Source organism: Halobacillus locisalis (genome assembly GCF_013694105.1).
Classification (GTDB): domain Bacteria; phylum Bacillota; class Bacilli; order Bacillales; family Halobacillaceae; genus Halobacillus; species Halobacillus locisalis.
Window position 1 is genome coordinate 997,876 of the sequence record NZ_JACEFG010000002.1, and the last position, 13,413, is coordinate 1,011,288.

Genomic DNA, 13,413 nt, shown 5'->3' on the forward strand with positions numbered 1-13,413 from the left:
TTTATTCTGGGATATTCGTTAAATCGTTAATGATATATGTCGGTTCTATACCGAGTTCCGGCCATTTTTGATCGTTTCGATTCACCCATGCCGTATGGAAACCATAGGATGCGGCGCCTGTAATGTCCCAAGGGTTACTTGAGAAAAAGAGGACATCCTCCTTCTCGAATCCGAGTTTTTCTTCAGCATGCTTATAAGCATCTGGGTGAGGCTTGTACACTTTCGGGTCATCGGCACTAAGCAGCCCGAATGTGTCTGTGAGCTGATTGTTTTCTAGTAATGGTTGAAGCATGGAATGCGTTCCATTTGAGAATATAGTAAACGTATGGTCTGGATATCGGTCATTCAAATCGTTCACTTCAGGGTAAGGTGTCAACTTTTCGTATTGCTTCATCAAGTCTTCTACGATATCCGGTTTCACTTCCACACCACTGTAGGCAAGGGCGTCGAGCAGAGCCCATTGTGTAATGTCGCTGAATGGGCGGTAGCCATTAACCATTTGTCGCACAAGGAAGTAATGGATCTGTCTGGAGCGCCATTCTTGACTGATCGTATCACCATGATCAGGGTAGTGTTGGTGAATTTTTTCCATTACGGAATGAACATCGAACAACGTTCCGTAAGCATCAAAGACGTACCCTTGATAAGTCATATGAATCATCCCTTTCTCAAATATTCGTTTCCCTATCTATAATCATGGTAAACTGGTACGGAAAGTGAGGGGAACTCTATGAACACATTGCATCATGGGTATTGGACCTTTTTTGCAGCAAGAAAACAGAGGCATACAGGCTGGTTCATCTTTGGTAGCATTCTGCCGGATATCGTTTATTATGTAATGTTTATATATTTAGCTATTACACGGAATGCGTTTCAGGTGATCGGCGATGAAAGTCCGATGCGTTCCCTATTCCGCCTTGTACATGATTTATTCGAACACCCTGTCGTTTTTATACTTAGACAAGCTGGACATTCTTTATTTGTTTGGGCCGTGGTCTTTGCGATTGTACTCGTCTGGAAGGGGCGGAAGTTGACGAAGGCGACGGCGCTTATGTATGGGTGGCTCGGTCATGTCATCATCGACATATTGACGCACAATCAAGATGCGGTGCCGATGTTTTATCCCGTCAGTGCTTATACCTTCCACAGCCCTGTCTCGTATTGGGACGATGACCATTATGCGGGGATCTTCTCCTTGATCAACACGACCTTGATTGTTCTGTCGCTCGTCTATTTATTTTATAAAAAATGGAAGAAGAAGCGTGCGTTCACAAAAAGTTCATGACCTCCCCGTCGTTTCCCGTTCTCTAAGCTTTGTATTTCATGGTATGATTTAATGGGAAACTTATGTTTATTGATTTTATATAGAGAAAGGGTAAGGCTATGAAGAAATTTTCAATTCTTACAACGTTCGTCACGTTCCTTGCTCTCATTTTAGGGAATCTAGTTGTAGCGACAGATTCAGGAGATGCTTGTGGAACGTCATGGCCGTTATGTAATGGTCAAGTCATTCCTGATATAACCGACTATCATGTCATTATTGAATATTCGCACCGGTTAATGGTGCCATTATTGATTGTGCTTACGGGGATCAATGCCCTGGGAGCATTGTACAAGCATAAAAAGCGTAAGTCTGTATTGATTTTATCGCTGATGAGCCTTGGAGTATTGGTATTCCAATCAATCATCGGTGGTCTGAATGTCCTTCTCGGGACTCCGCCTGGATTCACGACGCTCGATGTCACGTTCAGTCAGATGTTGCTGGTCGTTCTCGTATTACTAACGTACAGTCTTCATGATAAAAAAGTAGAGCTTTCACGATCAAGCTGGGAGTCGGTTGCGATGAGTTACCGCGCTTTCTTGATCGGGTTCACCGTGTATGTGGCACAAGTCATTCTCGGTGCGTTTTTCAAGCATAGCCGGGCAAGCAATGTCATGCTCGATATTCCGGCGATGGAGTATCTGGTGACAAGCGAGTCCATTGCCAATATGCTTTACTCTCTGCACTGGGTTGCAACGGTCGTGATTCTGGTTGCAGCGGTTTGGTTTGTCATTTATGCGTCTCGATTTAACTACCATGTCCTGCTCTCGTGGTTGTATTTGATTTCACTATTATTGAATGCCGTCGTCGGTTTTGTCATTGTAGTGACAGGCAACGTGGTCGAAGCTTCTTCGGTTCATATGCTTCTTTCAACGGTCACGATGGCGATCGGGGCAAGTATTCTCGGCGGTTACTGGTTCAAGCTACAGAAAAGAACAGCATAAACGAGTAAAGTGGTTTGAAGGGCGGGGAAATGACTCGCTTTCCATGGGCATGTGGTGAGCTTCCTCTGGCTTCGCCCTGCGGGATCTCACCGATCATGTACATCCCATAGGAGTCTCGCCATTTCCCAGCCCTTCCTGCTTTTGTAGAGAGAACGGAAACATTGGATGATCTGTTATATTTTAAGTAAGCGCACTGTTCGATAGGCCGTACGCACGTACGACGTTGAGGGTTCGTGCCTCTTCTTGTTTCAAAACCACCCCTAATCCTAATTTGATTACGAACCCTTTCTGAACTATTACAGTCCATCTAAAAAAGCAGGCTGCAACCTTGATTTGGTTGTGGCCTGCTTTTTTTGTTTTGGATATTTATTTGAATAGTTCCTGGATTTCTTCTTCGCTGAGCGAAGTGATCATGGATTCGCCTGGTTGGATGATTTGGTCGACGAGGTCGCGTTTCTTTTGTTGTAGCTGATAAATCCGCTCCTCGATCGTTCCCTCCGAAATCATCCGGATCACCTGGACCACCCGTTCTTGACCGATGCGGTGTGCACGGCCGGCGGCTTGTTCTTCGATCGCTGGGTTCCACCATAAGTCATACAGGATGACAGTATCGGCTCCGGTTAAGTTCAGTCCGGTTCCTCCTGCTTTTAGTGAAATGAAGAAGGCATCTTTCTCTCCTTCATTGAAACGATCGACCATCTTCATGCGCTGCTCTGATTTGGTGCTGCCGTCCAAGTAGAAGGCGTCAAGGCCGATGTCTCCGAGTTCTTGATGCAAGATCTTCAGCATGCTTGAGAATTGAGAGAAGATCAGTAATCGGTGACCGCCTGCTTTCAATTCTTGGGCAAGTTCCTTCAGTTGCTCAAGTTTCCCAGAGTTACCTTCGTAATTCTCCAAGAACAAGGACGGGTGACAACAGATTTGGCGTAAGCGGGTCAGCCCGGCGAGGATTTCGAGTTTTCCTCGCTGGATCCCTTTCGTTGCGATCGTTTCCTGGATATCGTTTTGAATCCGCTCCAAGTATGCTAGGTAGACTTCTTTTTGCTCTCGCGTCAATTCTGAGTATTGGACTGTATCGATTTTGTCTGGAAGTTCATCGAGTACTTCCGTTTTCATACGTCGTAAAATGAATGGTCGTGTCATGCGTGCTATTTTCTCCGGTTTCATTTGAAGGAACTTTTTCTTACTCGTATAGAAGCCTGGCATGATGGTACGGAAAATGGACCAAAGCTCTGTCAAAGAATTTTCAATCGGCGTCCCGCTCAAGGCGAAACGGTGTTTGGCCCGAATGGTACGGACGGCCGTTGCGGTTTTCGTCGTTTCATTTTTGATCGCTTGAGATTCGTCCAACACCATCGCATGGAACTTTTGATCTTTGTACGTTTCCGAATCTTGGCGAACGAGTGGATACGAAGTAATCCAAACGTCGGCCTCTTGTGCTTCGCTGATCGCCCCTTGTCGTGACACGGGATCACCAGAAATCATTTGCACCTTCAATTGAGGTGCGAATTTCTCGACTTCTTTTTTCCAGTTGTACAAGAGCGATGCAGGCGTGACGATGAGGGCGGGCTGCTTCATTTCTCCAGTTTCTTTTTCGTAAAGCAAGAAGGAGATGGTCTGTATGGTTTTTCCGAGCCCCATATCGTCGGCGAGAATGCCCCCAAGCCCGTAAGTGGCAAGGGTTTTCATCCAGCGAAAACCGGTCAGCTGGTAAGAGCGTAAATCGGCTTCTAATCCAACAGGTGCATCGACGTCCAGAGTCTGAGGGTCCTTCAGACGTTCCACAAGCTGCGTGAAGCGTGCGTCCTGCTCTGTTTCGTTTGGTTGCAAGGCATTCTCGATCTGCAAGCTGCGGGCTTGTGATACTTGGATTCCGTTCTCGTCGACGTCTTTTGCAGAAAGGTCTAGTTCGTCGGCTAAGCGCTGGAAACGTTCAAAGGATTCCGTCGTAAGTGAAAGTAACGCGCCGTCTGATAACCGATAATATTTCTTTCGCTCGATAGCAGCCTTCAGAGCGGCTGAGACATCTTCGTCATTGATGCCGTCAATTTTGAAATTGATATCGAGCCAGCTGCCTTCATTCTCCATCTGAATGGACGGCAGGAGTTCCTGTGAAGATTGCTCCAACAAGGAACGGACAGAGGATGATAGGAAAACATCCGCTTTTTCTTTCAATTTCGGCATGTATTCATAGAGAAATGCTTCTAATTCATCCTCATCTTCGATATAGACCATGTCGCCATCAAACTTGAATTCAGCTGCTTCAATGATCTGCATGATGTTCTGTTCCGTCTGGCTGTCTCGTCTGATAATGGTTTGGGATTGCTCGGTCGCTTTGAATGGATCGATGACGATATCCCCGTAGCGGAATTTGACGTCGATCGTCAGCGTCCAACTTTGAAAGTCTAAGTAAACCTCTGCTTTTAAATCTTCCTGGACGATTTTCTTAGAAGCTGCTTCATCCAAATTCACGTTAGCGATCGTTTCCAGCTCTGGCAGAACATAAGATACGATCCCCTCCATATCAAAATGACTGATCGTATGGTTGCCATTTGAATTGTATGGAAGCACGCTGTAGAGCGTTTCTAAAACGTCTTCCTTTTGGCGATCGATCGCATAGAAGGTGGCATCCTTGTATAACATATGGTACTCCGACAAGTAGTCGTAGTTTTTCAAGTGGTTCATGTGCATATGGAAATGACCACGCTCTTCGGAAATATAAAACGATAATTCAGGGGATTCGGATTGATAGGATAACCGTCCGACCTCTTCGCCTCGTTCGACAACGTGAGCTTCCTTATCTTCTAAAAGAGGAAATAGCTGCTGTGCGAGTAGGGGAGACAGTCGCAATCGTTTCTTATCGGAATAGTTCCATTGTTGCTCATAGAACTGTTCCTGTTCGAAGGCTTCGTAAAGCAACCGGGTAATTTTCGCATCTTGTTCATCGAGGGCATATTCTGCCGGGTCATACGTGAATTTCTTCGTGATCCGGTATGCTTGTTTTTTGTGCATATATTCAAGTAGCTCACGAATATCTTTAATGACGTATAAGTAACTTTCGCCGACCTTCATCTCGACACTTACGCTTTTCGTCCCTAACAAGGTTTGCACGTGGACGTGATACTGGATATTCAAGCGTTTCTTCAAGTCATCTGGCTGAGTACTTTCACGTCTTTCGCGAAAGGTTTCATAGAGTCGCATCGCAAATAAACGGTCGTGATTTGTGGTCGTATTCCGATCGCGGTTGCCTTTCTCAGCCAGTTTCGGAGAAAGTTCTTCCAGCGCTTTTTCACGGATGGCAATGAGAACGGCAGCAATGTGCTTGCATGTGTAATAGCTGTGATAAGCAGGACACTCACAGGTCGCTTCGACGTCATCATCTTCAAAAAAGAAGACGCGCACTTCATAATCATGGGTACCTGCTACAACGGCTCTCCAGGAACGGATTGCGCTATTGTGTGATAGGCCGTAAACCTTCCCTCTGTCGAAATAATTCTTGCCTCTTGAGTAAAATTCTTCGCCTGTAATCTTTTTTATATCTTTTGGTTGTAATAAGTATGTCTGCATAATGGGCATCCTTACTTTAAGTTATTGGTCGTAACAAACCTATATCTCATTTCTAAAATAGTCATCTATCTATTATAACAAATTTGGGAAGGGAAAATGGACCGTTTTTTCCTTGATTTGCAACGCTTTTCGACAGTTCTCAAGAGACGGCCTATATTGATTTTGAGCCGTGGGTATGCTACCTTTCAAAGTATGAATAAAAATCGATAAATCCGCTCGCACGAGGGAGCGGTTTTTCTTAATGGAAGGAAATTGCCGATGTAAAACGTATATCCTTACCAAAAGCATTCGTGAAATATAAAAAATGGAGGATATGACGATGAATATAAAAGATGAAATGAAAAAACGCCGGACATTCGCTATTATTTCCCACCCTGATGCCGGTAAAACGACGATGACGGAAAAAATGCTCTTGTTCGGAAATTTGATCCGGTCAGCGGGTACGGTCAAAGGGAAAAAGTCAGGTAAATTCGCGACGTCTGACTGGATGGAAATCGAGAAGCAACGTGGAATTTCCGTAACCTCCAGTGTGATGAACTTTCCTTATAAGGATTACCAAGTTAACATTCTAGATACACCAGGACACGAAGACTTCAGTGAAGATACGTACCGTACACTGACAGCTGTCGACAGTGTGGTCATGGTCATTGATGGGACAAAAGGAATTGAAGCCCAAACGTTGAAATTGTTCAAAGTTTGTAGAATGCGTGGCATTCCAATTTTCACGTTCATCAACAAGATGGACCGCGAAGGACGCGAGCCTTTTGAATTGATGGAAGAGATTGAAGAGACGTTGAACATCGAAACGTACCCGATGACATGGCCGGCCGGAATGGGCAAACGTTTCCTCGGTGTCTTCGACCGTAATAATGAAGAATTCGTCCAATATACAGGAAATGAAGAAGAGTCCTACATTCCATACAGTGAATTGGATCAGCATCCAGAACTGACGGAAAACCCGACATACAAAGAAGCGGAAGACGAAATGTCTCTTCTTGATGAAGCGGGCGATCAGTTTGATATGGACAAAGTGATGAAAGGAGAGCAAACGCCTGTCTTCTTCGGTAGTGCTTTAGCGCCGTTCGGTGTCGAAACGTTCTTTAACTCGTTTATCGACATGGCCCCAGAGCCTGCTTCTCGTAAATCGACAGAAGGCATCGTATCTCCTGATCACGAGGAATTCTCCGGTTTCATTTTCAAAATCCAGGCGAATATGAACCCGCAGCACCGTGACCGTATTGCGTTCGTGCGTATTTGCTCCGGTAAGTTCGAGCGTGGCATGAACGTTACGCTCTCCCGTACAGGCAAAACGTTCAAACTGGCTCAATCCCAGCAGTTTGTCGCTTCTTCCAGAGGAACGGTTGAAGAAGGATACGCTGGTGATATCATAGGAATTTATGACCCGAACGTGTACCGCATCGGCGACACGATTGTGACAGGAAAATCGAACTTTCAGTATGATGAGCTGCCACAGTTCCCTCCAGAGCTGTTCAAGAAAGTAACGGCGAAGAACGTCATGAAGTCGAAACAGTTCCGTAAAGGGTTAGAGCAACTCGTCCAAGAAGGCGCGATTCAGCTATTCAAACGTTATCGCTTTGAGGACTATATCATTGGTGCGGTCGGTGAACTTCAATATGAAGTATTCGAGTATCGTATGAAGAATGAATATAATGTGGAAGTTGAATTAACGTCAATCGGTGAGCGTATTCCTCGTTGGTTGAAAGAAGATCAAGTGGATGAGTCTCTATTTGATGAGCGTAATATGCTTGTTGAGGATCGTGAAGGCAACCCGCTTGTCTTATTCAAAAATGATTTCTCTCTTCGTTGGTTCGAAGATAAGAACCCTGATGTTGAATTGACCGACTTGTTTGAGGTCAACGAATATAATCAAACAATGGAATAAGATTTCCTAAAACCACTACACACGGCTGTAGTGGTTTTTAGGTTGTGTGAGGGTTCTCGCTTCATGAAGGGCAGGGGTGGTTTTGAAACAACTCACTTTCCTGCGGGGTCTCGCCTAGGTCCTTCTCCCGCGGAGTCTCGCTGTTTCAAAACCATCCCTTTCGACATTGAGGGGAACGAACCCGCAACTAGGTGAGTGCGTCTCATCCATCGAGCGAGGGACAAGCTCGAAAAAATTTACGCACATCCAGCTTTCGTTCGAGTAGAAGTCTTTCAAGAAATTATCACTATAAGTCATAGATAGTAGTATATTTTCTTTTTTCTAGGAATGATGACTTATTTTCCATTATAATGAAAGAAGCGAATAACTTGTTTAGGAGTGGAACTTTGAAGAACTATGAGAAGTATCAGCAATTATTTCTGAAGAACATCTCGAAGCGCTTGGCCGGGTGGCATAAACAAGACGCTATAGAAGAAAAGGACATCTATCAGTTATTACATACGATAAAAGGAACGGCGGCATCAATTGGGTTAGATGATCTTTCAAATGAGGCAGAGTCTATGATGGGATCTATTCGTCCTGAAGCAACGGATCCTTGGGATGAAGAGGCGTGGTCTGAGTTGTTCCAACCGATCTTATTAAACTTCGATTTTGGAGATGGTGACCTAATAGACCATGGTTTTTCTTCGTCTGCCAGCCAACCATTACAAGAGCAACCGACTATTTTGATTCTGGAAGATGACTTGGATTTTTTGCATTATTTCAGAGAGAATATGGAGTCCTATGGATACAACGTGCTTATGGCAACGACCGAGGAACGGGCGTTGACCCTTTTCTATGATGAAAAGCCGGATCTGTTCATCATCGACTATTATTTACAAGGCAAAAATGGATTGCATATCGTCGGGGAAATTGGTACACAGGCGAATAGTATTCTTACCCCCATCATTGTCATTAGTGCAGATCATTCCAAGGAACTTGCCAGACGAGTGTATGAAACGACCGCCATTGATTTCATACCGAAGCCGATTGATTTTGAGATGATGAATGCGATCATTCGCAATCGCTTGTTACACGTGTATTCCCTTAAAAAACAAATAACGACAGATAAATTGACGAAAACCTATAACCGTACATACCTCTATGAGCTATTGGACCGCAAGAAGAAGAGCTATAAGCGGAAGCCTGAACCTTTTTGTTTAGCGATTTTAGACTTAGATGATTTTAAACAAGTGAATGACACCTATGGTCATGTCGTCGGGGATCAAGTATTGAGGAATCTATCAGAAGTGCTCCATACGAAAACGAGACCTGAAGATGTCGTCGTACGCTATGGCGGAGAAGAATTCATTGTCGTCATGCCGAACATTCATAAAGAATTAGCACAAGTGAGACTGCAAGAAGTTCTAGGTCATTTCAAACAAGTTACACATGCGTCGGATAACGATTCCTTTACGCTCAGCTTTACGACTGGAATTGCCGAAATGAATGCCGATATAAAGAAAATGGAAGATTTGATCGTACAAGCTGACACAGCTCTCTATCAAGGAAAACGATCAGGAAAAGGCGTGGTTGTAAATTATGAGGACGGGCTAGAATTGAACGAGATTTTACAAATGGAGAAGCTGGTGCATATATCGATTGTTGATGATGACCAAACGATCAGGGAAATGCTGCAAGATCGATTGTCCGAGTTGTCTTTTTACGATTCGAATGCCCGCGTCGAAACGTACGAGGATGGTGAAAGTTTTCTCGAAGAGACGCACACGACCAAATATAAGCATGTCGTTCTTTTGGATGGTATTTTACCAGGTAAAGATGGACTTGACGTGCTCGATGATTTAAGAGAAAAGGATCAGGACGCTATTGTCATCATGTTGACCGGAAGGCAGCAAGGGGATGATATTATACGGGCGCTTGATCTAGGAGCCGATGATTATATGACCAAGCCATTCAGCATGGACGAATTGGTCGCAAGGATCCGTCGTATTGTACGGAGACATAAAGGGGGAAGAAAAGGATGAAGAGAATCCTTGTAGCTGATGATGAGGACGTTCTACGGATGCTCATCACGGATACGTTAGAAGATGAAGGGTATGAATTGGTCGAAGCGGCTGATGGAGCTGAAGCCTTGTCATTGATAGAAAAACAATCGTTTGACTTGGTCATCCTGGATTACATGATGCCTGAATACACAGGGATTGAAGTGGCCGAACAGTTAAGTGATGAATGGAAACAACAAACACCACTTGTGATGCTTACGGCAAAAACACAGGAGGACGATATTCAGAAGTCGAAGGACGTTGGAATTCGTTACTTCATGGCTAAGCCGTTTAGTCCGATTGAATTGATTCAGATGGTAGAGGAAATTCTCACATGATTCAATTTTTCCAAAAATCGATCAGGAGAAAGTTTTTGCTTGCGATGCTGTCGGTGATTGTCATCACCTGTCTCGCGACTTCTATCTTGTTTTTCGTGCAATTTACAAACAAATCACACCAGCAGGAAGTGACAGAAGAGCTAGCGCAAAAGAGAGACATTCTGAATGACATTACAGAGGCCTACCAGTCGATGGTCTTCGGTGTCAGAGGGTATTTGGCGTTTTCTAATGAAAATGAACTGCAAGCATCAGAACAAGATCGAGTGGTTCTGGAGTCTTTGATAGCAGACGCGAAGCAAATGAGTTGGCGTGCTGATCAATATGAATTGCTGGAGTCGTTAGATGAGTTTGTGAACACCTACTGGGAAGAGCGGTTTCCTCCGGTGCAAGAGTGGCTCATCAATGGAGATTATGAAGCGATTCATGAAGCAGGGATCAGCAGTACGACGAACGAGGTCAATCAACTGATTGATCTGTTGCAACAAATCGAAACGCAAGCACAATCCGACTTGAACGATGTAAACGCGCAATTTCTCAATCGTGTAGAGCTTATTTCCTACCTCATGTTTGGGCTGCTCGTCCTAGTTGTATCTATTCTTGCGGCTGCTTTCCGAATCTTGAGCCGTGGAATCGGCCGTCCGTTAGCTGAATTATCAGAAGCATCAGAGGCCTTGGCTGCAGGCAGTTACGTAGATTTGCCCTCCTCACAAAGCAAAGACGAAATCGGCAAGTTGACCCGCTCGTTTCGTCATATGGCAGAACAGATTTCAGAAAGAGAAGAGAATTTGTCTGCACAAAATGAAGAACTGGTAGCTCAACAGGATATGCTTGAATCTTATGTAAATGACTTAAGGAACAAAGATTTGGCTTTGAATGAGTCGTCAATGGTCGCTCGTTTGGATAAGGGTGGTTGGATCGAGTCTAGTAATGGAAATCTAGCCGATGTTTCGATGTTTCGAGAGCGAGAATTAGAAGGACGACACTTCTTGAGTTTAATAGAAGGAAAAGGGCAGCAGACAGATATCAAGCAAGCTTTCCCGGGTCTAGAACAAGGTCGCGTTTGGAAAGGAGAACTTGCATGCGTCAGGAAAGACGGTCAGCTGTTCTTCGCGGATACAGCTGTTGTTCCTTATATTAGTGAACAGGGAGAACTAGATCAATACATCGTGATTCAGCAAAATATTACGGAACGCAGAAAAACGGCTGAACAATTAAAAGAAGCCCTTGTGGAGACGGAGCGGACGAATAGTACGATTGAGAAGCTGAACACGTTGAATCAGGATTTATCCACCACCATGGATACGTGTCAATTGTTGGACGTCGTCATTCAAAGGCTTGCCGATCTGTATCCGTTCGACCATGGGATCTTCCTTTTACTAGATTCAGAGGAAGCGGCTACAATAGGTATGTCGGAAGACGTGGTGCACCGGTATTCGAAGACATCATTTGGTCATGTGTTGGAAAGACTGGGTCATCAGGCGTCCCACTATTTACGGGAACGCCTGGTGGATGGAGAAGAGCAAGGGCATTTGGATTCGACTGTTCCGGCCTATGATCTTCATGTTCCGTTGTATGACTCCAATCAAAATCGTATTGCGTTACTTGTTGCCACAAGAATCGGGAAAGGATTCGAACAAGATGAAATTGACGGGATCTTCAACATCTTACAGAGGGTCTCTTTATACTTGGAACGAATTGAATCGTATGAACAGACAGAGATCAACCGTCAGTTGAATCAAGACATCATAGATAATATCAATGAAGGGATATTATTTGTCGATGAATCGGGCCGTATTGTGCAGTTGAATGATAACTGGCTGAAGTTTCTCAAGCTTCATTATTATGGTCATGATCAATGGGCGGGGCGTAGCATTGAGCAATGGCTGAACCAGGTGTGCAGTCATATCGCAGATTGTGAGCGTTTCGTCGAGTTTTGCAAAGGAATGATCTTCACGGATCATCATCCTACGAATACGCTTCAGATTGAAGTGGAGAATGGAACGGAGAAGCGGGTCATCGAACTGTACGGGGAACCGATTGTTCATCATGATGAGAAGGAAGGGACGTTATTCGTCTTTCGGGATATCACTTCTGAATATGAAGTGAATGAAATGAAGACGAATCTAGTCAGTACAGTGAGTCATGAGTTGCGCACGCCGCTTGCCAGTGTGCTCGGGTACACTGAATTGATGATCCACCGTGATTTGACGGAAGATCGTCAGAAGAAGTATTTGAATACAATCCATAATGAAGCGAAACGGCTGACGAATTTGATTAATGATTTCCTTGATTTGCAGCGTATGGAAACGGGGAGAGAGAACTTTAAAAAAGAAGTGTTGGATATAAAAGGGATTGCGGAACTTGTCGTTGAAAACTTGCAAGTCAGCAACCAAGAGCACACGATCAACATTCTGGATCAAACGTCGAGTTCACTTGTTCAAGCGGATCGCGGAAAAATCATTCAGCTGTTTACGAACATTATTGGAAACGCTGTGAAGTTTTCGCCAGACGGCGGTGAAGTTGTGGTGGTATTGAATAATGATGAGGAGCAGTTATATATCCATATATCTGATGAAGGGCTCGGCATTCCAGAGCACGAGCTTCCGAAGTTATTTACGAAATTCCATCGGATCGACAATTCCAGTCAGCGTAAAATCGGGGGAACAGGCCTTGGGCTCGCAATCAGTAAGGAAATTGTGGAAACGCATAAAGGGCGGATTGCGGTTCATTCAGAAGTAGGCGTTGGAAGTGTCTTTTCTATTCTTCTACCGTTATATGAAGAGGTGGCAGGCAAAGAGAGACAGAACAATCACCACCCTCAAGTCATCTTGATTGAAGACGATCAGACACTATCGGATTTGATTGTGGATGAGTTGGAAGAAGTGGCCATCAAGGTTTCTCATTATAATGAGGGTGCTACGGTTCTCAAGCATCTTCCGGATTTGCAGCCTGATGCGTTCATTATCGATTTGACGTTGGCGGATCAAGTGACGGGTTGGGATATCATAGAGTCCATTAAAGAACAACCTCATTTATCGGACGTTCCGATTTTCATTTCCAGTGCATTGAACGAGACGGATGAATCTGCAGAAGTTAAGGTGGAAGGCTATCTAGTGAAACCTTATCCGTTACGGAAACTTTCTACAATTATCCTACAGACGATTATACGAGATAAAAAGAATGGACAAATTTTGGTTATGGATGATCAATAAATGGAAACTCCCGGGCTTTAGATGCTCGGGAGTTTTTTCAATAATATAGGAGAAACCTATCCGATACCGAATGTTTGTTCGTTAGA

At 44.4% G+C, this 13,413-nt stretch carries 8 protein-coding genes; 6 read left to right on the forward strand and 2 right to left on the reverse strand.

The features are described 5' to 3' along the window. Nucleotide 1: 1 nt before the first annotated feature. Nucleotides 2-661 (reverse strand): haloacid dehalogenase type II, encoded by a 660-nt coding sequence (locus H0266_RS11890; protein ID WP_181472591.1) that lies wholly within the window; start codon nucleotides 659-661, stop codon nucleotides 2-4. 69 nt (nucleotides 662-730) lie between these two features. On the opposite strand from H0266_RS11890, the gene H0266_RS11895 reads away from it, so the two are divergent. Further along, entirely contained in the window at nucleotides 731-1,285 is a 555-nt protein-coding gene (locus tag H0266_RS11895; protein WP_181472592.1) for a zinc dependent phospholipase C family protein, read from the forward strand. A 98-nt stretch (nucleotides 1,286-1,383) separates the two neighbouring features. Then, a complete protein-coding gene (locus H0266_RS11900) occupies nucleotides 1,384-2,265 on the forward strand; it encodes a COX15/CtaA family protein (RefSeq protein WP_181472593.1) in 882 nt (293 codons plus the stop codon). A gap of 366 nt (nucleotides 2,266-2,631) precedes the next feature. Here the strand turns inward: H0266_RS11900 and H0266_RS11905 are convergent, their stop codons facing one another. Then, nucleotides 2,632-5,832 (reverse strand): DEAD/DEAH box helicase, encoded by a 3,201-nt coding sequence (locus H0266_RS11905; RefSeq protein WP_181472594.1) that lies wholly within the window; start codon nucleotides 5,830-5,832, stop codon nucleotides 2,632-2,634. Between the two features lie 319 nt (nucleotides 5,833-6,151). Between H0266_RS11905 and H0266_RS11910 the strand changes: the two genes are divergently transcribed. The 4 genes from H0266_RS11910 (at nucleotide 6,152) to H0266_RS11925 (ending at nucleotide 13,327) form a co-directional block, all read left to right on the forward strand. Next, nucleotides 6,152-7,735, forward strand: a complete 1,584-nt coding sequence (locus H0266_RS11910) for a peptide chain release factor 3 (protein ID WP_181472595.1) — start codon at nucleotides 6,152-6,154, stop codon at nucleotides 7,733-7,735. 386 nt (nucleotides 7,736-8,121) lie between these two features. Then, nucleotides 8,122-9,759 carry a diguanylate cyclase gene (locus H0266_RS11915; protein ID WP_181472596.1) on the forward strand — a complete coding sequence of 546 codons (1,638 nt, stop codon included), beginning with the start codon at nucleotides 8,122-8,124 and terminating at the stop codon, nucleotides 9,757-9,759. Then, the gene (locus H0266_RS11920; protein WP_181472597.1) at nucleotides 9,756-10,115 is read left to right on the forward strand and encodes a response regulator; all 360 of its coding nucleotides are present in this window, start codon (nucleotides 9,756-9,758) and stop codon (nucleotides 10,113-10,115) included. Before H0266_RS11915 ends, H0266_RS11920 begins: the two co-directional genes overlap by 4 nt. Further along, nucleotides 10,112-13,327, forward strand: coding sequence for an ATP-binding protein (locus tag H0266_RS11925; protein ID WP_181472598.1), 3,216 nt, complete (start codon nucleotides 10,112-10,114; stop codon nucleotides 13,325-13,327). The genes H0266_RS11920 and H0266_RS11925 overlap by 4 nt, the downstream gene beginning before the upstream one ends. Nucleotides 13,328-13,413 lie beyond the last annotated feature (86 nt).

Coding starts and splice junctions, on each gene's coding strand:
- H0266_RS11890 (WP_181472591.1), bottom strand. CDS start 661: ATGATTCATATGACTTATCAAGGGTACGTCTTTGATGCTTACGGAACG.
- H0266_RS11895 (WP_181472592.1), top strand. CDS start 731: ATGAACACATTGCATCATGGGTATTGGACCTTTTTTGCAGCAAGAAAA.
- H0266_RS11900 (WP_181472593.1), top strand. CDS start 1,384: ATGAAGAAATTTTCAATTCTTACAACGTTCGTCACGTTCCTTGCTCTC.
- H0266_RS11905 (WP_181472594.1), bottom strand. CDS start 5,832: ATGCAGACATACTTATTACAACCAAAAGATATAAAAAAGATTACAGGC.
- H0266_RS11910 (WP_181472595.1), top strand. CDS start 6,152: ATGAATATAAAAGATGAAATGAAAAAACGCCGGACATTCGCTATTATT.
- H0266_RS11920 (WP_181472597.1), top strand. CDS start 9,756: ATGAAGAGAATCCTTGTAGCTGATGATGAGGACGTTCTACGGATGCTC.
- H0266_RS11925 (WP_181472598.1), top strand. CDS start 10,112: ATGATTCAATTTTTCCAAAAATCGATCAGGAGAAAGTTTTTGCTTGCG.